The organism is Microbacterium sp. SS28, assembly GCF_022761035.1.
Lineage (GTDB): Bacteria > Actinomycetota > Actinomycetes > Actinomycetales > Microbacteriaceae > Microbacterium.
Genome location: NZ_JAKWJP010000001.1, coordinates 687,858 through 705,235 on the forward strand (window position 1 = coordinate 687,858; position 17,378 = coordinate 705,235).

General features: G+C 68.9%; 21 protein-coding genes and 1 tRNA gene. 7 read left to right on the plus strand and 15 right to left on the minus strand.

The features are described 5' to 3' along the window. Positions 1–9: 9 nt before the first annotated feature. From MJ607_RS03215 to rplJ, 5 genes are all read right to left on the minus strand, one after another. Positions 10–1,347: an ABC transporter substrate-binding protein gene (locus MJ607_RS03215; protein ID WP_243074093.1), complete on the minus strand. Its 1,338-nt coding sequence runs from the start codon at positions 1,345–1,347 to the stop codon at positions 10–12. A 97-nt stretch (positions 1,348–1,444) separates the two neighbouring features. Further along, a complete protein-coding gene (locus MJ607_RS03220; protein ID WP_243074094.1) occupies positions 1,445–2,368 on the minus strand; it encodes a carbohydrate ABC transporter permease in 924 nt (307 codons plus the stop codon). Next, positions 2,355–3,281: a carbohydrate ABC transporter permease gene (locus MJ607_RS03225; RefSeq protein ID WP_243074095.1), complete on the minus strand. Its 927-nt coding sequence runs from the start codon at positions 3,279–3,281 to the stop codon at positions 2,355–2,357. The genes MJ607_RS03220 and MJ607_RS03225 overlap by 14 nt, the downstream gene beginning before the upstream one ends. 293 nt (positions 3,282–3,574) lie before the next feature. Continuing rightward, the gene (rplL, locus tag MJ607_RS03230) at positions 3,575–3,958 is read right to left on the minus strand and encodes a 50S ribosomal protein L7/L12 (RefSeq protein WP_243074096.1); all 384 of its coding nucleotides are present in this window, start codon (positions 3,956–3,958) and stop codon (positions 3,575–3,577) included. A gap of 42 nt (positions 3,959–4,000) precedes the next feature. After that, on the minus strand, positions 4,001–4,516 hold the full coding sequence (gene rplJ, locus MJ607_RS03235; protein ID WP_243074097.1) for a 50S ribosomal protein L10: 516 nt from the start codon (positions 4,514–4,516) through the stop codon (positions 4,001–4,003). Between the two features lie 363 nt (positions 4,517–4,879). On the opposite strand from rplJ, the gene MJ607_RS03240 reads away from it, so the two are divergent. Continuing rightward, positions 4,880–5,542, plus strand: a complete 663-nt coding sequence (locus MJ607_RS03240) for a YqaJ viral recombinase family protein (protein ID WP_243074098.1) — start codon at positions 4,880–4,882, stop codon at positions 5,540–5,542. 27 nt (positions 5,543–5,569) lie between these two features. Here the strand turns inward: MJ607_RS03240 and MJ607_RS03245 are convergent, their stop codons facing one another. Further along, on the minus strand, positions 5,570–6,073 hold the full coding sequence (locus MJ607_RS03245; RefSeq protein WP_243074099.1) for a 2'-5' RNA ligase family protein: 504 nt from the start codon (positions 6,071–6,073) through the stop codon (positions 5,570–5,572). 193 nt (positions 6,074–6,266) lie between these two features. On the opposite strand from MJ607_RS03245, the gene MJ607_RS03250 reads away from it, so the two are divergent. The 3 genes from MJ607_RS03250 to MJ607_RS03260 all read left to right on the plus strand — a co-directional run bounded on the left by MJ607_RS03250 (position 6,267) and on the right by MJ607_RS03260 (position 9,629). Continuing rightward, positions 6,267–8,000, plus strand: a complete 1,734-nt coding sequence (locus MJ607_RS03250; RefSeq protein ID WP_279234285.1) for an MDR family MFS transporter — start codon at positions 6,267–6,269, stop codon at positions 7,998–8,000. Positions 8,001–8,011: 11 nt separating this feature from the next. Then, positions 8,012–8,470, plus strand: coding sequence for a MarR family winged helix-turn-helix transcriptional regulator (locus MJ607_RS03255; protein WP_243074100.1), 459 nt, complete (start codon positions 8,012–8,014; stop codon positions 8,468–8,470). A gap of 127 nt (positions 8,471–8,597) precedes the next feature. Further along, positions 8,598–9,629 (plus strand): NADP-dependent oxidoreductase, encoded by a 1,032-nt coding sequence (locus tag MJ607_RS03260; RefSeq protein ID WP_243074101.1) that lies wholly within the window; start codon positions 8,598–8,600, stop codon positions 9,627–9,629. On the opposite strand, the gene MJ607_RS03265 is transcribed toward MJ607_RS03260, so the two are convergent. Next, positions 9,630–10,520 carry a LysR family transcriptional regulator ArgP gene (locus MJ607_RS03265; protein ID WP_374238022.1) on the minus strand — a complete coding sequence of 297 codons (891 nt, stop codon included), beginning with the start codon at positions 10,518–10,520 and terminating at the stop codon, positions 9,630–9,632. It lies immediately after the preceding gene. 30 nt (positions 10,521–10,550) lie between these two features. Between MJ607_RS03265 and lysE the strand changes: the two genes are divergently transcribed. Then, complete coding sequence (gene lysE, locus MJ607_RS03270) at positions 10,551–11,267, plus strand: L-lysine exporter (RefSeq protein ID WP_279234286.1); 717 nt, start codon at positions 10,551–10,553, stop codon at positions 11,265–11,267. 54 nt (positions 11,268–11,321) lie between these two features. On the opposite strand, the gene MJ607_RS03275 is transcribed toward lysE, so the two are convergent. Next, positions 11,322–12,182 carry an NAD-dependent epimerase/dehydratase family protein gene (locus MJ607_RS03275; protein ID WP_243074104.1) on the minus strand — a complete coding sequence of 287 codons (861 nt, stop codon included), beginning with the start codon at positions 12,180–12,182 and terminating at the stop codon, positions 11,322–11,324. 88 nt (positions 12,183–12,270) lie between these two features. Between MJ607_RS03275 and MJ607_RS03280 the strand changes: the two genes are divergently transcribed. After that, positions 12,271–12,660 carry a helix-turn-helix domain-containing protein gene (locus MJ607_RS03280; RefSeq protein WP_243074105.1) on the plus strand — a complete coding sequence of 130 codons (390 nt, stop codon included), beginning with the start codon at positions 12,271–12,273 and terminating at the stop codon, positions 12,658–12,660. A gap of 24 nt (positions 12,661–12,684) precedes the next feature. Here the strand turns inward: MJ607_RS03280 and MJ607_RS03285 are convergent, their stop codons facing one another. Continuing rightward, positions 12,685–13,029, minus strand: coding sequence for an iron chaperone (locus MJ607_RS03285; RefSeq protein ID WP_243074106.1), 345 nt, complete (start codon positions 13,027–13,029; stop codon positions 12,685–12,687). 72 nt (positions 13,030–13,101) lie between these two features. Between MJ607_RS03285 and MJ607_RS03290 the strand changes: the two genes are divergently transcribed. After that, a complete protein-coding gene (locus MJ607_RS03290) occupies positions 13,102–13,377 on the plus strand; it encodes an acylphosphatase (protein WP_243074107.1) in 276 nt (91 codons plus the stop codon). A 13-nt stretch (positions 13,378–13,390) separates the two neighbouring features. Here MJ607_RS03290 and MJ607_RS03295 read toward each other — a convergent pair whose 3' ends face one another. The 6 genes from MJ607_RS03295 to MJ607_RS03320 all read right to left on the minus strand — a co-directional run bounded on the left by MJ607_RS03295 (position 13,391) and on the right by MJ607_RS03320 (position 17,324). Then, positions 13,391–14,437, minus strand: a complete 1,047-nt coding sequence (locus MJ607_RS03295) for a nitronate monooxygenase family protein (protein WP_243074108.1) — start codon at positions 14,435–14,437, stop codon at positions 13,391–13,393. Between the two features lie 151 nt (positions 14,438–14,588). Further along, positions 14,589–15,278 carry a 50S ribosomal protein L1 gene (rplA, locus tag MJ607_RS03300; RefSeq protein WP_243074109.1) on the minus strand — a complete coding sequence of 230 codons (690 nt, stop codon included), beginning with the start codon at positions 15,276–15,278 and terminating at the stop codon, positions 14,589–14,591. A 14-nt stretch (positions 15,279–15,292) separates the two neighbouring features. Beyond that, positions 15,293–15,724: a 50S ribosomal protein L11 gene (gene rplK / locus MJ607_RS03305; RefSeq protein ID WP_243074110.1), complete on the minus strand. Its 432-nt coding sequence runs from the start codon at positions 15,722–15,724 to the stop codon at positions 15,293–15,295. A gap of 104 nt (positions 15,725–15,828) precedes the next feature. Continuing rightward, on the minus strand, positions 15,829–16,863 hold the full coding sequence (nusG, locus tag MJ607_RS03310) for a transcription termination/antitermination protein NusG (protein ID WP_243074111.1): 1,035 nt from the start codon (positions 16,861–16,863) through the stop codon (positions 15,829–15,831). Positions 16,864–16,927: 64 nt separating this feature from the next. Further along, the gene (gene secE / locus MJ607_RS03315; protein WP_243074112.1) at positions 16,928–17,206 is read right to left on the minus strand and encodes a preprotein translocase subunit SecE; all 279 of its coding nucleotides are present in this window, start codon (positions 17,204–17,206) and stop codon (positions 16,928–16,930) included. A 45-nt stretch (positions 17,207–17,251) separates the two neighbouring features. Then, positions 17,252–17,324, minus strand: a tRNA-Trp gene (locus tag MJ607_RS03320). Between the last annotated feature and the right edge of the window lie 54 nt (positions 17,325–17,378).

Genomic DNA, 17,378 nt, shown 5'->3' on the forward strand with positions numbered 1-17,378 from the left:
CACACCGGTCTATACGGCTGCGTCGTCGAGGGCCTGCTGCAGCTCGGCGATGAAGCTCGCCGCGGCATCCTCGGGGGTCAGCTCTCCGAACAGCACACGCTGGGTGTGCTGATCGATGATCGTCTCGATCGCACCGCCGCCCGGAGGGGTTGCGGGCGGGGCGTCCCCCACGCGGGGCGCGATCGCGTCGAGGAAGTCGACGACCTCCTGGTTGGTCGCATCGAGCTTCGGTGTGATGTACTCGCGGATCTTCTCATTGGCGGGTACGCCGCGCTCTGCCAGCAGCAGATCTGCCGCGTCCTCGCTGTTGGCGAGGAAGTCGAGGAACAGGGCGACCTCGCCCGGGTGCTCCGTCTCGGCCGACGCCGACCAGAACATCGACGGCTTGTAGTACGCGGCCTTGCCCTCGCCCTCGTCGGGCGTCGGGACCATCAGGGGCTCGAGGTTCTCGCCGCTCGCGTCGCGGAGCGCCGCGACCTGGTTCGACCACCACGGACCGAATGCCGATTGGTTGGTCGCCGTGAACGACTCCGCCAGACCGGCCGACTCGCGCTCGATCGTCGCGGACGGGTCGGGCGTGCCGCCCGCCTCCGTGACATCGAGCAGCAGCTGCCACCATTCCGCGAGCGTGTCCTCGGAGGCCGCGACCTCGGGCGACCCGTCCTCGGCGTAGAGGGACTCGCCGTGCTGGCGGAGCCAGTTGTTCAGGCCGCCGTCCTCGAAGCCCCACGACTGGGAGCCGATGACGGCGCCGCCGCTGGCCGTCGTGATCTCCTCCGTCAGCTCGGCGAAGTCGTCCCACGACCACGTCTCATCGTCGGGCACGTCGATGCCGAGGGCCTCGAGCTGGTCGAGGTTGGCCATGTAGGTGTACGAGTTGATGCCGACCGGAATGCCGTACTGCGTCCCGTCCAGGGCGCCCGTGCCGAGCACCGCCTCGGGGAAGTCCTCCGTCGGCAGCGACTCGCCGAGCGTGCCGAGGTCGAGCAGCACGCCGTTCGCGGCATACGTCGAGAGCTGCTTCTCGTCCATCTGGATGATGTCGGGCGCGTCGCCCGCCGCCACCGTCGTGGCCAGCTTGTCCCAGTAACCGGCCCAGTCGGTGTACTGCGGCTCGATCGTGATGTTCTCGTGCTCGGCCTCGAAGGCCGCGATGAGCTCTTCCGTGATGCCGTGGCGGACGTCGTTGCCCCACCACGTGAAGCTCAGCGTCACGGGCTCATCGGAGAGGGTCGGGGCTGTCGCGGGCGTCTCAGCGGCTCCGCCGCACGCCGTCAGCGTCAGCATCGTCGCTGCGCCGGCGGATGTCAGCAGCAGCCAGCGCGGTGCGGTGGTGGTGCGTCGCATGTCTTGCATCCTTTCGACCGAAGTCGGGTGTGGGGGGTGGTGCGTGTGATGAGGGTGGACCGGGGGGCGGTCCGCGAAGCAGAGCGTGACGCGAGCGTCACTTGATCCCGGTCGTCGCGATCCCCTTGATGAGGAACTTCTGGCCGAACAGGAAGATCAGGAAGATCGGGAGGAGCGACACGACGCTCATCGCGAACATCTGGGCGTAGTTGGTGCTGCTCTGCGCGTCCTCGAAAGAACGCAGCGCGAGCGGCACGGTGTACAGCTCCGGCTTGGTGAGGAAGATGAGCTGCGAGAAGAAGTCGTTCCACGTCCAGATGAAGGTGAAGATCGCCGTCGTCGCGAGCGCCGGGACCATCAGCGGGAGGATGATCTGCAGGAAGATGCGCGGGTGACCGGCACCGTCGATGCGCGCCGCCTCGTCGAGCTCCTTCGGGATGCCCCGGATGAACTGCACCATCAGGAAGATGAAGAACGCGTCGGTCGCCAGCAGCTTCGGCACGATGAGCGGCAGGAAGGTGTTCACCCAGCCGAGCTCCGAGAACAGCACGTACTGCGGGACGATGATGACGTGGATCGGGAGCATGATGCTCAGGAGCATCACCGCGAACCAGGCTCTCTTCCCGCTGAAGTGCAGGCGTGCGAAGGCGTAGGCCGCCATCGAGCACGACGTGAGGTTGCCGACGATGCAGCCTGCGACGATCAGCGCCGAGTTCCACATGTAGACGTTGAACGGGTACGCGAGCGCGTTCCAGCCGTCGACGTAGTTGGCGACCTCGAAGCTGTCCGGGATGATGCTCGGGTCGCGGAAGATCTCGTCGTTGGGCCGCAGCGAACTGACGACCATCCAGATCACGGGGTAGAGCATCGCGAGTGCGAGCGCGATGAGCAGCGCATGACGCACGACGCTCGTGAGGGGCTTGCGGAACGGGCTGCGCCGTCGCACACGGGGAGGGCGGCCGGTGACGATCGTCTCGGTCGCGAGCGGTGCCGTCACGGCGGCGTCGTCAATCTTGGTCATCGTAGAAAACCCAGAATCTCGAGGTCCAGAACATCAGGACGGTCAGAATGCCGATGATCACGAGCAGGAGCCACGCCATCGCCGAGGCGTAGCCCATGTTGTAGTTCGTGAAGCCCTGCTGGTACAGGTACAGCGTGTAGAAGAGGGTCGAGTCCACCGGCCCACCGGTGCCGCCCGAGACGATGTACGCCTGCGTGAAGGACTGGAACGTCCCGATGAGCTGCAGCACGGCGTTGAAGAAGATGATCGGCGTCAGGAGGGGCACCGTGATGCGCAGCAGCTGCTGCCGGCGGCTCGCACCGTCGACGTCCGCGGCCTCGTAGTACATCGTCGGGATCTGCCGCAGGCCGGCGAGGAAGATGACCATCGGCGAGCCGAAGGTCCATACGTTGAGGATCATGAGCGTCCCGAGAGCCGTGTCGGGGTTGGAGATCCACCCCTGCCCCTCGATGCCGAATGTCGCGAGCACCTGGTTCACCAGGCCGTCGACGCCGAAGATCTGCCGCCAGAGGATCGCGATCGCGACGCTCGCGCCGAGGAGCGAGGGCAGGTAGAACGCCGACCGGTAGAAGGCAAGCCCGCGCAGTCCGCGATCCAGGACGATCGCGAGCAGCAGCGCCACCGCGAGCTGTGCAGGGAGCGAGACGAACACATAGGTGAACGTGACCTGCAGCGCGCTGTGCAGGCGCTCGTCCTCCCACATGCGGGCATAGTTCTGCAGGCCGATCCACTTCGGCGGGCTCAGCAGGTTGTATCGCGTGAAGGACAGCCCGAACGATGCGATCATCGGGCCGATCGTGATCAGGACCAGTCCCACGAACCAGGGGGCCAGGAAGAGATAGGCGGCCTTGTTCTGCTTCTTGCCGTCCGCCTTGGCGGACTTGAGCTTGCCGAGCTCGCCGATGGCGCTCATGCCAGTGCTCCGCTGGCACGGCGAAGGGGCCGTGTTCTCGGGCGGCGCGTCGTCGTCACCGTGTCCTCCGGTCTCGTCTTCGAGGTGAGATTGCGCTTTCTGGAATGCGCTTTCTCATTCTTGTCAAATCGACCGGTGAAGCGCAAGTACTTCGTGAAATCAGGGTTGAGTAAGTTGAGGATGCCGAGAAAGGGCATTCTCATTTGGCGGGGTTTGCCGCTCATCGCTCGCTTCCCCGAGAAACGACGAAGGCCCCGGATGCGAGCATCCGGGGCCTTCGGGGTACAGCGAGATTACTTGAGGGTAACCGTCGCGCCTGCCTCCTGGAGAGCAGCCTGAGCCTTCTCGGCGGCTTCCTTCGACGCGCCCTCGAGGACGGCCTTGGGGGCACCGTCGACGACGGCCTTGGCCTCGCCGAGGCCGAGCGAGGTGAGCTCGCGGACGACCTTGATGACCTGGATCTTCTTGTCGCCGGCGGCCTCGAGGATGACGTCGAACGCCGTCTGCTCCTCGACCTCTTCGGCGGCTGCGGCGGGGGCGCCGGCAGCGGCGACCGCGACGGGCGCGGCGGCGGTGACGTCGAAGGTCTCCTCGAACGCCTTGACGAACTCGCTGAGCTCGATGAGCGTGAGCTCCTTGAACGCCTCGAGCAGCTCCTCAGTGCTGAGCTTTGCCATGATGATTCTCCTTATTGGGGGTTCTTACGCCGAGACCTGAGATCAGGCCGCGGACTCCTGCTTCTCACGCAGCGCGTCGACCGTGCGAACGGCCTTCGACGGAAGCGCGTTGAAGACGTATGCCGCCTTGGTCAGCGAGGCCTTCATCGCACCGGCGAGCTTCGCCAGCAGGACTTCACGGCTCTCGAGATCGGCGAGCTTGTTGACCTCTTCCGCGGTCAGGGCGTTTCCGTCGAAGAAACCGCCCTTGATCACGAGAAGAGGGTGTGCCTTGGCGAAGGCGCGCAGACCCTTCGCGACGGCGACCGGGTCACCGTGCACGAAAGCGATGGCCGACGGACCCTTGAGGTCGTCGTCCAGAGCCGAGATACCCGCCTTGTTGGCGGCGATCTTGGTCAGCGTGTTCTTCACCACGGCGTATTCCGCGTCCTGACGGATGCTTGTGCGCAGCTCCTTGAGCTGGGCAACCGTCAGACCGCGGTACTCGGTCAGCAGAACGGCGGTCGAGTCCTCGAAATTCTTCGTGAGCTCGGCGACCGATGCATCCTTCTGCGCCATGGCCACTCCTTGATCGCCTCACGGGACGGATCCCGCGAGGTGTGTGAAAGAGACGTCCCGCGATGGCGGGGCGTCGGCCGAGGCATCCGGTCGCCTGAAAATGAAAGAAGCTCCGGCGCAAGCGCACGGAGCTCGTGATCCCGATTCGGGAGGAGGTTTCGCACACCTGCGCGGGCCCCTGCATTCGCAGAGCTTCGATCTCGGTGCGCAAGCGCACGTCGATGACCGGCGGTCTTCGGCTTACGTCGAGTCTACGCGACGTCGCGCCCTCCCCCAAATCGGCGAGGGGCCGGCCTGAGCGAGCCCGCCGGTTCGGGCGTGGCACAGCAGCCAGCGCCGGAAGGACGACGTACGGTGGAGGGCGTGACACCCGAACTCGCCGCCCGCATCGTCGCGGATTCCCGCGACCGGGTCGCCTGGGTGCGCGCGCGGTCGCGCGGGATCACGGCGACGGATGTCGCGACCCTCACCTCCACGAACGCGATCGCCCGCGCCGCCGACGCGAAGCTGCTGGGCTCGGGCTTCTCGGGCAACGCCTACACGGCGCACGGCCGGCTGCGCGAGCCCGAGATCGCGTCGTGGGTCGCCGCGACGCACGGCATCCAGCCTTCGTCGGCCCTCTTCCACGCCGTCGTCGAGAAGCGGCACCTCGCGACGCCGGACGGTGTCGTCGTGGATGCCGCGGGCCGCGTCGTGCTCGCCGAGATCAAGACGACGAACAAGGCGTGGCGCAGCATCCCGCGCTCCTACATGCGTCAGGTGTGGTGGCAGCAGCACGTCCTGGGCGCCGAGCGGACGCTCGTCGCGTGGGAGCAGCACCGCGACTTCATCCCCGTCGGCGACGAGCCCCGCTGCGCGTGGGTCGAGCGCGACGACGCCGAGATCGCGAAGCTCGTGCGCCTGGCGACGGCCCTCATCGACGAGCTGCACCGCCGGCATGTGGCCGGGCGGGCGAGGACGGGCGAACGGATGCCTCAGCCGGAGGCTCCGCGGCAGCCGTTCCGCGCCCTCGCACTCGCCGACTGAACCCGCCCACCGACCGAGCCCGCCCGCTCAGCCGAGCGTCGTGATCGTGCGCGCCTCGGCGTCCCAGACGCGCAGGCCCACCGCCTCCCCCACGACGTTCGCGGCACGGATGGTGCGCAGCGCCGTGGCGAGGCGCATGGCGGTGAGTCCCCTCGCGAGCGTGACGTGCGGCGTCCACCGGTCGGGTCCCGTGTTGGAGTATCGAGGTTCGGGGCGACCCGCCAGGTCGGCCACTGCGCGGTGGAGATCGAGCAGCGCGGCGCTGACGACGACGTGCCGCGCGAGGACGTAGCGCTCGCGATGGCCGAGCAGCAGCGCGCCGCCGAGCTCGAGCCGGATCGGCAGGAGAGCCGCGACGCGCGTGAACGCGACGGCGTCGAGGCGGTCGCGCACCGCGACGGTGATGTGGGGCCGATTGCTCGGCGAAGGGTTGCGCCCCGAGCTGGGGAGGTCCGCCGCGAGGAGGCGATCCCAGTCGTCGCGCACCGAGGCCTCGGTCTCGGCATCGAGCGTGAGCTCAACGCTGAACATGTCCCCATCCTCCCGCGGTCCCGGCCTATCTCGATCAAGCCGGACTCGCCGGCGTCGACGGCTGATTCCAGAGAATAGTTGACATCGGTCAACGATGCGCATATAGTTGACACTTCTCAACTGTTGATCTGAATCAACCATCTTTGCGCCATCGTCGCCGCGCCCCCGCAATCACTCGATCCGAAGGATCTGCATGTCTGCTGTCTCCTCCACCGCGCCGGTCGCGGTCGAAAGCGCTCCGCGCCCCGCGCGTGAAGTGCTGCCCGCTCTGTCGGGCCTCCTCCTCGGCATGTTCGTCTCGATGCTCGCCTCGACTGTCGTCTCGACGTCGCTGCCCGTCATCATCCACGACCTCGAAGGCAACCAGGCCGCCTTCACCTGGGTCGTCACCTCGACCCTCCTCACGACGGCGATCTCGACCCCGATCTGGGGCAAGCTCGCCGACCTCTTCAACCGCAAGCTGCTGATCCAGCTCGCGATCGCGATCTTCGTCCTCGCCACCGCGGCGGCCGGCTTCTCGCAGAGCCCCGAGATGCTCATCGCGTTCCGTGCCGTCCAGGGCATCGGCGCGGGCGGCCTCGCAGCGCTCAGCCAGGTCATCATGGCCGACATCATCAGCCCGCGTGAGCGCGGCCGCTACATGGGCCTGTTCGGCGCCGTCATGGCCGTCGCCACGATCGGCGGCCCGCTGCTCGGCGGCGTCATCACGGACTCGCTCGGCTGGCGCTGGAACTTCTTCGTCGCACTCCCCTTCGCCGTGCTCGCGCTCGTCATCCTGCAGCGCACGCTGCACCTGCCGGCGCGACCCAAGCAGAAGGCGCGCATCGACTACCTCGGCATCGTGCTGCTCTCGGTCGCCGTCTCGCTCCTCCTCATCTGGGTCACGCTCGCCGGCGACTCGTTCGACTGGTGGAGCACCGAAACGGCCCTCATGGTGGGCGGCGCGCTCCTCGCGACGGCGCTCTTCATCGTCGTCGAGCTGCGCTCGGACGAGCCCCTCATCCCGCTCTCGCTGTTCCGCAACCGCACCTTCACGCTCGCCGTCATCGCGTCGATCGCGACCGGCATCGCGATGTTCGGAGCATCCGTCTTCCTCAGCCAGTACATGCAGCTCGCACGCGGTGCCACCCCCACCGAGGCCGGCATCATGACGATCCCGATGATCGCGGGCCTGCTGCTCGCATCGATCGGCGTCGGCGCGATGATCACGCGATTCGGCCGCTGGAAGGCGTTCCTCGTCGTCGGCTCGGTTCTGCTCATCGCGGGCTCGTACCTGCTGTCGACGATCCACTACGACACGAACTTCGCCCTCGTCTCGCTCTACATGTTCCTGCTCGGCGCGGGCGTCGGCATGACCATGCAGAACCTCGTGCTCGTGGTGCAGAACACCTCCAAGCCGACCGAGATCGGCGTCGCGAGCTCGGGTGTCACCTTCTTCCGCAGCCTCGGCGGCACGATCGGCGTCTCGGTCATGGGCGCAGCCCTCGCCGCGAGCGTCACCGACCTCATGGCCGGTGCGAAGGACGACCTCACGGCCGCGATCATGAGCCTGGGAGACAAGGGCGCCGCTGTCGCGGAGCAGCTGCAGAGCGGCGTGCTCCCGCAGGTCTCGACGATGCCCGAGGCTGTCCGCGTGATCTTCGAGGACATCTACGCGCAGGGCATCTCGCATTCGTTCCTCATCGCGGTCCCCTTCGCGATCCTGAGCCTCATCGCGATCGTGTTCCTGCCGAACAAGCCGCTCACCAAGATGACCACGAGCGAGCGCATCAGCGCGAGCGAGGCCGACCTCGCGACAGTCTCGGTCCCCGAGGGCATGGACGTCCTGACAGCGACGGCTGACGCCGAGTCGACGGATGCCGCACCGGCCGATGCACAGCGCGTCGAGCCGACGGATGCCGCGGCCGAGCGACCCGCCCGCCGCTAATGTCGATCACGATGACCGGACTCGAGCCCTCGGAGGCCCGCACCCACGCGGTGCGGGCCCTCGAGGCCGAGTTCGGCGAACTCATCACGCAGTTCCGGCGCGTGCTCGCCGAGAACGCGGACCGCGTGAGCCCCGGCCTGCTGCCGGGCGCGTACAAGGTCTTCACGACGATCGTGCGCCTCGAGCGCACGACGATCTCGGGCCTCGCCGAGTCGCTCATGGCCGACAAGGGCCAGATCAGTCGCACGGTCCGCGAGCTCGAGACCCTCGGCCTCGTGAGCCGGGTGCCCGACCCCGCGGACGGGCGCTCCGTGCTGCTCTCCCCCACCCCCGAGGGCCTCGAGCGGCTGTCCGCCGCACGGCACCCGCGCGAGGACGGATTGATCGACGCGCTCGACCGATGGGAGATCGCCGACATCGAGCGCCTCACTGTCCTGCTGCACGCGCTCTCACATGGCACGGCCCCCTGACGAAGGAACACTTTTTCGACCCGGTAGCACCCGTGTAACACGGGCGAGACAATCGCGGGGTTGACTGTCAGCACGAGACGGCACCAGTGCTGCCAACGTCGACATGCACGGGGAAGGGGAGCGTCCGATGCGATTCCGGCCGCTGCGACAGACATCGCCCTACGGTGGCGAGCCCATCACGATGCCCGATCCGCCCGATCTGATGCGTGCGATCGTGGTCGACGGCGCGGGCCCGGCTTCGTCGCTGCGCGAAGCATCCGTCCCCGTTCCCCGTCCCGTGCTGAGCGAGCTGCTCGTGCGCGTCGTGGCCGCGGGGATCAACCCGATCGACGCCAAGACGCGCGGCGGAGCCGGCGTCTCGTCGTCGATCCCTGCCTACCCCGCCGTGCTCGGCTACGACTTCAGCGGCGTCGTCGTGAAGTCGCCGTACGAGGCGCACGCCTTCCCGCCCGGGACGGAGGTGTTCGGGATGCTGTCGTTCCCGCGGTCTCCGGGCTCCTACGCCGAATACGCCGTGGCGCCGACCCTCTCGGTCGCCCGCAAGCCCTCGTCGCTCTCGCACGTCGAGGCGGCAGGCGTTCCGCTCGCCGCCCTCACGGCGTGGGGGCTCGTCGTCGAGACGGCGCACGCGCATGAGGGGCAGCGCATCCTGATCCACGCCGCGAGCGGCGGAGTCGGGCACTTCGCCGTGCAGTTCGCCGCGTACTTCGGTGCACGCGTGACCGCGACGGGATCCGCGCGCAACGCCTCCTGGCTGCGCGAACTGGGCGCCTCGACCGTCATCGACTACACCTCGAGCCGATTCGAAGAGGTCGCGGGCGAGTTCGACGTCGTGATCGACCTCGTCGGCAACGTCCACGCCGAGACGGGCACGCGGTCGCTGCGCGCCCTGCGTCCGGGCGGCCTCTACGTGCTCGTGCCGACGGGCTCGTTCCCCGGGTACGCCGAGGCGGCCGCTGCCGCGGGTGTGCGGGCCACGAGCTACAAGGTGATCCCCGACGGCGGCGCGCTCGCGACTGTCGGCCGGCTGCTCGACTCGGGCGCCGTGCAGGTCTACATCGACCGCGTCTTCGATCTCGGAGAGGCGGCAGCCGCCCACACGGAGCTCGAAGAGGGCCACACACGCGGCAAGATCGTCCTGCGCGTGAGCGACGACTGATCACACAGCGAGCACGCGCCGGCCCTCCGAGACGATCTCGTCGGCTATCGCGTCGAGCAGGGGCGACCGCAGGTTCCACTGCTGCCAGTACAGCGGCACCTCGATCGGCGGACCGCCGAGCGCGATGAGCCGGCCGTCGGCGAGCTCTGCGTCGGATTGGAACCCCGGCAGCAGCCCCCAGCCCAGCCCGAGCTTGATCGCGGTCGCGAAGTCGTTCGAGGCGGGCACGTAGCTGCGCGGCGGCGCCGCGGGATCGACGCCCTGCGCGGCGAGCCACTGCGACTGCAGGTCGTCACGTCGGTCGAAGTCGACGAGCGGAGCCACGGCGAGCGCCTCGCGCGTCACACCGCCTGCGAGCAGGCGCGCGGCGTAGTCCGGCGTCGCGACGGCTGCGTACCGCATCGTGCCGAGCGGGCTCACGCGGCACCCGGCGACGGGTTCGGCGCGCGAGGTCACGGCACCCATCGCGGTGCCCGATTCGAGCAGGCCCGCCGTGAAGTCCTGGTCGTCGCGATGCAGTTCGAAGACGACGGGATGCCGCACAGCGAGCCGCGCGAGCGGCTCGAGGAACCACGTCGCGAGCGAGTCGGCGTTGACGGCGAGCGGAACCGAGACGACGGCATCCTCGCCCTCCCCCGCTCCGAGCGAGGCGAGGGCGTCGTGCTCGAGCAGCGCGAGCTGCCGCGCAAGGCGGACGATCGCGGCACCCGCCTCCGTCGCGCGTGCGGGCTTGGACCGCACCAGGACGACGCGGCCGAGCTGCTCCTCGAGCGCTTTGACGCGCTGGCTCACGGCGGACGGGGTGACGTGCAAGCGGCGGGCCGCGGCATCCAGAGTCCCCTCGTCGATGACGGCGGCGAGGGTTTCGGCGAGCTCGATCGGGATGCGCATCATGAATCAGGCTAATGCACCTGAAGAATCATGAGCTGGACTGATGCAGACAGGGCCCGTAGCGTCGTCCTCGTGCTCTCACCCGTTCTCGCCGGTCTCGGACTCGGCTTCTCGCTCATCGTCGCCATCGGCGCGCAGAACCTCTTCGTGCTGCGCCAGGGCATCCGCCGCGAGCACGTGCTCGTCGTGGCGGCGATCTGCGCCCTCTCGGACGCCCTCCTCATCGCCCTGGGCGTGTCGGGCGTCGGGTTCGTTCTCGCGGCTGTGCCGTGGCTCGTCGAGGTCGTGCGCTGGGCGGGTGCGGCGTTCCTCGTCGGCTACGGACTGCTCGCGGCGCGCCGCGCCTGGCGTCCGAGCGGAGAGACCCTGCGTGTCACGGGGACGGATGCCGCGGCATCCGCTTCGCCCGCACCGGCGGACGGCGGGGCCGACGGTGCGACCGTCGTCGCGACGCGCTCGCGCCTGCTCACCGTCGTGCTGACGTGCCTCGCACTCACCTGGCTCAATCCCCACGTCTATCTCGACACCGTCTTCCTGCTCGGCACCGTCGCGAACACACACGGCGAGGACCGCTGGCTCTTCGCCGCCGGCGCCATGGCCGCGAGCATCGCGTGGTTCTTCGGGCTCGCGTTCGGGGCCCGCTACCTCGGCCGGTGGCTCGCGACGCCGCGTGCGTGGCGCATCCTCGACGCGATCATCGCCGTCGTCATGATCGGGCTGGGTGTGGGACTCGTCCTCCCCCACTGAACGACGACCCGGAAGGGCGCCCGGGAACAGTTCCCGGGCGCCCTTCGGACCGATTCAGGAGACGGATGCCGGCAGTGCGAGCTCCGCGAGGACGCCCGTGTGCTCGGGCGTCCAGCCGAGCGCTCGGGCCTTCGCGCCCGACGCCCGCTGGTCGAGCAGCAGCGCGTCGCCGAACGCCGAGCCGAACCGGTCCCGCGCGGCATCCGCCGTCCCCGCGACGACGCCGTCCGCGCCGGCGGCAGACTCCGCGATCTCGCGCACGGTCGGCGACGAGCCGTCCGACGCGATGACGCGGCCGAGGCCCTGCGGGCTCTCCAGCGCGATCTCGTAGAGCCGGGCGAGGTCGTCGACGTGCACCCAGGTCCAACGCTGCTCACCGTCCCCGATGAGCTGCAGCGCACCGTCCTGGGTGCGCGGAGCGTCGACGATGAGATCGACGAGGCCCTGACCGCGTCCGTAGACGACGCCCGGGGCGATGACCGTGGCTTCGACGTCGGACGCGAGCAGCCGGTCCTCGATCGCGACGCGCCACGCGACGAGCGCGGGAGCGGCAGCAGGTGTGGATTCGTCGATGTCGGCGCCCGCACCCCAGAGCCAGATGCCGCTCGTCAGGACGAAGTGCTTGCCGGTCCCCGCGAAGGTGGCGATCGCGGAGTCGACGACGCTCGCGTTGAACGCCTCGGCACCCTCGGAGGGAGCCGCCGCGTGCACTGCCGCGTCGGCCTGCGACAGCTGCTCGCCGAACCAGACGGCATCCGTCACGTCGCCCTGCACGGCGCGGGCGCCCTGCGCCTCGACGGCCTCGGCGGCCCGCGCCGAGCGCACGGGAGCGATGACGTCGTGACCCGCGGCGACGAGACGTTCGAGTACGGCGGAGCCGATGTAGCCGGTGGAACCGGTCAGTAGAATCTTCATACTCCAACGGTATGGATCAGAAACCGGTTACTTCAACGGAACGACCCTCAAGGTAACCAAGCACGACGACGACCTTTGCGAGGAGACCATGAGCCCCGAAACCGCCCCCCGCGTCGCTCCGCCGATGGATGTCCTCGATCCCGACTGCCCCAGCCGCATCGTGTTCGCACGCATCGGCGAGCGCTGGACGATGTTCGTCATCCTCGCTCTCGCGGGCGACACGCCCCTGCGCTTCACCGAGCTCAAGGCGCGCGTCGGGGTCGTGACGGCGAAGGTGCTCACCGAGACCCTCCGCGCGCTCGAGACCGACGGGCTCATCTCGCGGGAGGCCTTCCGCGAGTCGCCGCCGCGCGTCGAGTACACCCTGACACCGCTCGGCCGATCGCTGCTCGAGGCGATCCAGACGATGCGCGACTGGGCGCAGCAGCACGTGCCCGAACTCGTGGCGGCTCGCCGGCGCGCGGCACTCGCCGACTGAGGCAGGTCGACGGCCGGATCCGGCTCAGCCTTCGATCTGCGCCTTGCGCGCGGCGACGAGGGCGCGCACCAGATCGTCCCGCAGCGGCGCCTCCGGCTGGAACCGGAGAGTCCCTTTCGCGACGTCTGCCGGCGGCAGCTCGTCCGCGACGACCGAGACGGCGTCGGGGCTGAACGGGTACAGGCCGATGTGCTTCTTGGCGCGCATGACCGAGAGCAGCGGCTTCCCGCGGTACACGAGGGCCGGCATCCCGTATCCCACGCCCTGCTCCGCCTCGGGCACGAGCTCGCGCGCGAGGTCGTAGACGTGCGAGATCGCGGCGCGGTCGGCGGGCTCGAGGCTTGCGAGGTAGTCGTCGACGGTTCCCATGACGGCATCCTGTCATCCCCTCGCCCGGCGGCGACAGCCCGCGTTCCGCGGTTCGTGCGGCACGATGGAGACATGCGCCGCGTGCGGGTGATCGTCTCGGGCGACGTCCAGGGCGTCGGCTACCGCTACACGATGCGCATTGTCGCGCGCGAGGCCGGTGTCGCGGGCTGGGTGCGCAATCGCCGCGACGGCACCGTCGAGGCCGAGGTCGAAGGCACTCCCGAGCAGGTCGACGAGGTGCTGGCGTGGATGGCCGAGGGGCCGCCGGGATCGCACGTCGGCAGCGCTTCGGTGACGGATGCCGCGCCCGCCGGTGAGACCGGCTTCGAGGTGCGACCGACCGTCTGAGGCGTGCGACGCCTTACGCCGGCAGTCCCGCCGCGAGCTCTGCGAAGACGTCGGCCGCGTCCTCGCGCACGGCGAGCGCCGCTGCCTGCCCCGCCCAGAGCGACAGCAGCTCGCCGTCGCCCGTCGCGGCCGCGGCGGCGCGGAACACGGCGGTCAGCCAGTTCTGCGCCGGGAACGGCGCGATGACGCCCGACGTCTCGATCGTGAGCATGGCGCGATTCGGGATGCCGCGGGCCAGCCGCCCGCTCATCGCTCGCGTCAGCACCGTGTCGGTGTCGGCGGCCGCCGCGATCGCACGCCGGTGCACGTCGGTCGCGGCCGACTGCCGCGTGCGCAGGAACGCCGTCCCGACCTGGACTCCCGAGGCTCCGAGGGCGAACGCGGCCGCGACGCCGCGGCGGTCCGCGACGCCGCCCGCAGCGATGACGGGCACGCCGACCGCGTCGACGACCTGCGGCACGAGGGCGAAGGTGCCGACGAGCGAGTCCTCCGCGGGACGGAGGAATGACACCCGGTGCCCCGCGGCTTCGGCCCCCGTCGCGACGATCGCGTCGACGCCTGCCGCTTCGAGCGCCCGGGCTTCCGCGACGCTCGTCGCAGTGCCGAGGATGCGGATGCCCCGCGCGTGCGCCGCGGCGACGAGCGCGGCATCCGGAACCCCGAAGACGACGCTGAGGACAGCGGGTGCTGCATCGAGGACCGCCTCGAGCTGTTCGTCGATGGCGGGGAGGAAAGCTGCGGGAGTGCTCGGCGGCGCGACGCCCGCCGCCTCGTACAGCGGGGCGAGCGCCGCGAGCGAGGGCGCGAGGTCGACGTCCGCGGGCACGACCTCGTCGCCCGTCGGCAGCCAGAGATTGACGGCGATCGGCTTCGCGGTCGCGGCGCGCAGCTGCGCGATCGTGTCGCGGATTCGCTCGGCGCTGTAGCCGTACAGCCCGTAGGAGCCGAGCCCGCCGAGCTCGCTGACAGCGAAGGTCAGGGCGATCGAGGAGAGGCCGCCGAAGGGCCCCAGCACGATCGGCGCGTCGATGCCGAGCAGGTCCGTCAGGTCGTGTGTCACCCCACCGACGCTACCCCGGGCCCTTCGCGCACGGCCCGATGTGTCCGCGCCGCGCGCATCGCCGGGGAACGAAGAAGGGGCCCCACCCGCAGGTGGAGCCCCTTCCGGATCTCGCTACGCGGCTGCGCCGCTAGCCGATCACCGAATGTCGTCAGAGAGCGTTGACGTCCAGCGGGATGCCGGGGCCGAACGTGGTCGACACAGCGCCCTTCTGGATGTAACGGCCCTTCGAGCTCGACGGCTTGAGGCGGACGATCTCCTCGAGCGCGGCGTGCAGGTTCTCGTCGAGCTGCTCGGCCGAGAACGACGCCTTGCCCACGACGAAGTGCACGTTGGCGTGCTTGTCGACGCGGAACTCGATCTTGCCGCCCTTGATCTCCTCGACGGCCTTGGCCGCGTTGGGGGTCACGGTGCCGGTCTTGGGGTTCGGCATGAGGCCGCGGGGGCCGAGCACCTTGCCCAGTCGACCGACCTGGCCCATGAGCTCGGGCGTCGAGACTGCCGCGTCGAACGCGGTCCAGCCGGCGGCGACCTTCTCGATGAGCTCGGCGCCGCCGACCTCGTCAGCACCCGCGGCGATCGCGGCCTCAGCCGCAGGACCGGTCGCGAACACGATGACGCGGGCGGTCTTGCCCGTGCCGTGCGGGAGGATGACGGTGCCGCGCACCATCTGGTCGGCCTTGCGGGGGTCGACCGAGAGCTTGAGCGCGACCTCGACGGTCGAGTCGAACTTCGCCGAACCGGTGACCTTCGCGAGCGCGACGGCCTCGGTGGGCGTGTAGAACTTGTCAGCCGCGATCTTCGCGGCGGCGGCCTGATAGGCCTTGGACTTCGTAGCCATTTCGGTTATCCCCCTCAGCCTTCGACCGTGATGCCCATGGAACGGGCGGTGCCGGCGATGATCAGCGAGGCAGCCTCGATGTCGTTCGCGTTCAGGTCGGGCATCTTCGTCTCGGCGATCTGTCGCACCTGCTCCTTGGTGAGCTTCGCGACCTTGACCGTGTGGGGGGTCTTCGAACCCTTGGCGACGCCTGCGGCCTTCTTGATGAGTTCAGCGGCCGGCGGGGTCTTCAGGATGAACGTGAAGCTGCGGTCCTCGTAGACGGTGATCTCCACGGGGATGACGTTGCCGCGCTGCGACTCGGTCGCGGCGTTGTACGCCTTGCAGAACTCCATGATGTTCACGCCGTGCTGACCGAGCGCGGGCCCGATCGGCGGCGCCGGGTTGGCGGCGCCGGCGTTGATCTGGAGCTTGATCAGGCCGGTCACCTTCTTCTTGGGTGCCATTGCTTTTCCTTTCGTTCGAACCGGATGCTGACCGCATCCTGTTCTCCCGCGCGCCCGGCATCTCCGGACCGCGGTTCTCCCGGGGTCATGCCCCGGGAAGTCTCTTATTGCTTCGTGACCTGGTCGAACGAGAGCTCGACCGGGGTCTCGCGCTCGAAGAGCGAGACGAGGACCGTGAGCTTGCCGCTCTCGGGCTTGATCTCGCTGATCGAGCCGGGAAGACCCGCGAACGAGCCTTCCTTGATCGTGATCGTCTCGCCGACCTCGAAGTCGACCTCCGTGATGATGCTGCGCGCCTGCGTGGCGGAGCCCTTCGCGGAGCCCGCCTTGGCGGGCGTCGTCTCCTTGACCTCGACGAGGCTCTTCAGCATGTTGAAGGCCTCTTCGAAGCGAAGGGGAGTCGGGTTGTGGGCGTTGCCGACGAAGCCCGTGACGCCCGGCGTGTGGCGGACGACGGACCAGGTGTCTTCGTTGAGCTCCATGCGCACGAGCACGTAGCCGGGGATCCGGACGCGCGTGACCATCTTGCGCTGACCGTTCTTGATCTCGACGACGTCCTCCATGGGGACCTCGATCTGGTAGATCTCTTCCTCGACCTCGAGCGTCGACTTGCGCTGCTCGATGTTGGCCTTCACCTTGCGCTCGAAGCCGGCGTAGGAGTGGATGACGTACCACTTGCCCTCGAGCGAGCGGAGCTCGGCGCGGAAGGCCTCGTAGGGGTCTTCGTCATCGTCGTCGCCGACGAGCGCCTCGTCGAGCACGGGCTCGTCGGGGTCGCCGTTCACATCGGGGCCGTCGTAGGGCGCGACATCGTCGGCCGCAGCGGCGGCGAGATCGGCGACCTCTTCGGCGATGGAGTCGTTGAGCACCTCGGCGGCGGCCTCGGACTCGGCAGCCTCATCAAGGTTGAGTGCGTCGTTCACGATCGCGTCGGCCTCCGGGTCGTCGATGTCGATGTCGTCCAGGTCTTCGAGATCCTGCTCTTCGGACTCGTCGACCACGTGCAGGGCCACGTGCTCAGCTGCTTCGACCGAGTGCTCCTCGGCTGCGAGCACGTTGCCCTCCTGGGCCTCGTCGTCCTCGGAGGACTGCTCAGCGGCCGTCGCCCAATCGGCGTCGTCGACATATCTTTCAGACACTTCGTTCACTTCCGTTTCGTGGGTCCGGCTCACGCCGGCGCCCGCGTCGCGACACAGGTGGGTGCTACGCGCCCGCCGGGACGCCGAAGACGAGGGTCGTCAGCCAGACGAACAGCAGGTCGAGTCCGTAGACGAGCGCCATCATCACGACGACGAAGCCGAGCACGACCCCCGTGAACTTCACGAGCTCCTGGCGCGTCGGGGTGACGACCTTGCGGAGTTCTGCGAAGACCTGACGGATGAAGAGCGCGATGCGCGCGAAGAAGCCGGGCTTCTTCTCACGGGGCGCCGTGACGCCGCTCTTGGCGACGACTTCGCCGCCCTTCGGCTCGTCTTGAACCATCGAACCCACCTGATTACCTTCCGTGTGTCAGCTTCCGCTGACGCGCAGGGCGGACAGGAATCGAACCTGCAACCTGCGGTTTTGGAGACCGCTGCTCTGCCAATTGAGCTACCGCCCTAGAGACCGTATGGCCCCGGGATCGCCCGCACACTCTCGCCGTGCCTGTCTTTCA

What these genes read in the sequence shown, in the direction of transcription:
- rplJ (WP_243074097.1), bottom strand. Translation starts at nt 4,516, where the DNA reads ATGGCGCAGAAGGATGCATCGGTCGCCGAGCTCACGAAGAATTTCGAG.
- MJ607_RS03255 (WP_243074100.1), top strand. Translation starts at nt 8,012, where the DNA reads ATGACCGGACTCGAGCCCTCGGAGGCCCGCACCCACGCGGTGCGGGCC.
- lysE (WP_279234286.1), top strand. Translation starts at nt 10,551, where the DNA reads ATGAGCTGGACTGATGCAGACAGGGCCCGTAGCGTCGTCCTCGTGCTC.
- MJ607_RS03290 (WP_243074107.1), top strand. Translation starts at nt 13,102, where the DNA reads ATGCGCCGCGTGCGGGTGATCGTCTCGGGCGACGTCCAGGGCGTCGGC.
- MJ607_RS03275 (WP_243074104.1), bottom strand. Translation starts at nt 12,182, where the DNA reads ATGAAGATTCTACTGACCGGTTCCACCGGCTACATCGGCTCCGCCGTA.
- rplA (WP_243074109.1), bottom strand. Translation starts at nt 15,278, where the DNA reads ATGGCTACGAAGTCCAAGGCCTATCAGGCCGCCGCCGCGAAGATCGCG.
- MJ607_RS03260 (WP_243074101.1), top strand. Translation starts at nt 8,598, where the DNA reads ATGCGATTCCGGCCGCTGCGACAGACATCGCCCTACGGTGGCGAGCCC.
- MJ607_RS03265 (WP_374238022.1), bottom strand. Translation starts at nt 10,520, where the DNA reads ATGCGCATCCCGATCGAGCTCGCCGAAACCCTCGCCGCCGTCATCGAC.
- MJ607_RS03250 (WP_279234285.1), top strand. Translation starts at nt 6,267, where the DNA reads ATGTCTGCTGTCTCCTCCACCGCGCCGGTCGCGGTCGAAAGCGCTCCG.
- secE (WP_243074112.1), bottom strand. Translation starts at nt 17,206, where the DNA reads ATGGTTCAAGACGAGCCGAAGGGCGGCGAAGTCGTCGCCAAGAGCGGC.
- rplK (WP_243074110.1), bottom strand. Translation starts at nt 15,724, where the DNA reads ATGGCACCCAAGAAGAAGGTGACCGGCCTGATCAAGCTCCAGATCAAC.
- rplL (WP_243074096.1), bottom strand. Translation starts at nt 3,958, where the DNA reads ATGGCAAAGCTCAGCACTGAGGAGCTGCTCGAGGCGTTCAAGGAGCTC.
- MJ607_RS03225 (WP_243074095.1), bottom strand. Translation starts at nt 3,281, where the DNA reads ATGAGCGCCATCGGCGAGCTCGGCAAGCTCAAGTCCGCCAAGGCGGAC.
- MJ607_RS03245 (WP_243074099.1), bottom strand. Translation starts at nt 6,073, where the DNA reads ATGTTCAGCGTTGAGCTCACGCTCGATGCCGAGACCGAGGCCTCGGTG.
- MJ607_RS03280 (WP_243074105.1), top strand. Translation starts at nt 12,271, where the DNA reads ATGAGCCCCGAAACCGCCCCCCGCGTCGCTCCGCCGATGGATGTCCTC.
- MJ607_RS03215 (WP_243074093.1), bottom strand. Translation starts at nt 1,347, where the DNA reads ATGCGACGCACCACCACCGCACCGCGCTGGCTGCTGCTGACATCCGCC.
- MJ607_RS03220 (WP_243074094.1), bottom strand. Translation starts at nt 2,368, where the DNA reads ATGACCAAGATTGACGACGCCGCCGTGACGGCACCGCTCGCGACCGAG.
- MJ607_RS03285 (WP_243074106.1), bottom strand. Translation starts at nt 13,029, where the DNA reads ATGGGAACCGTCGACGACTACCTCGCAAGCCTCGAGCCCGCCGACCGC.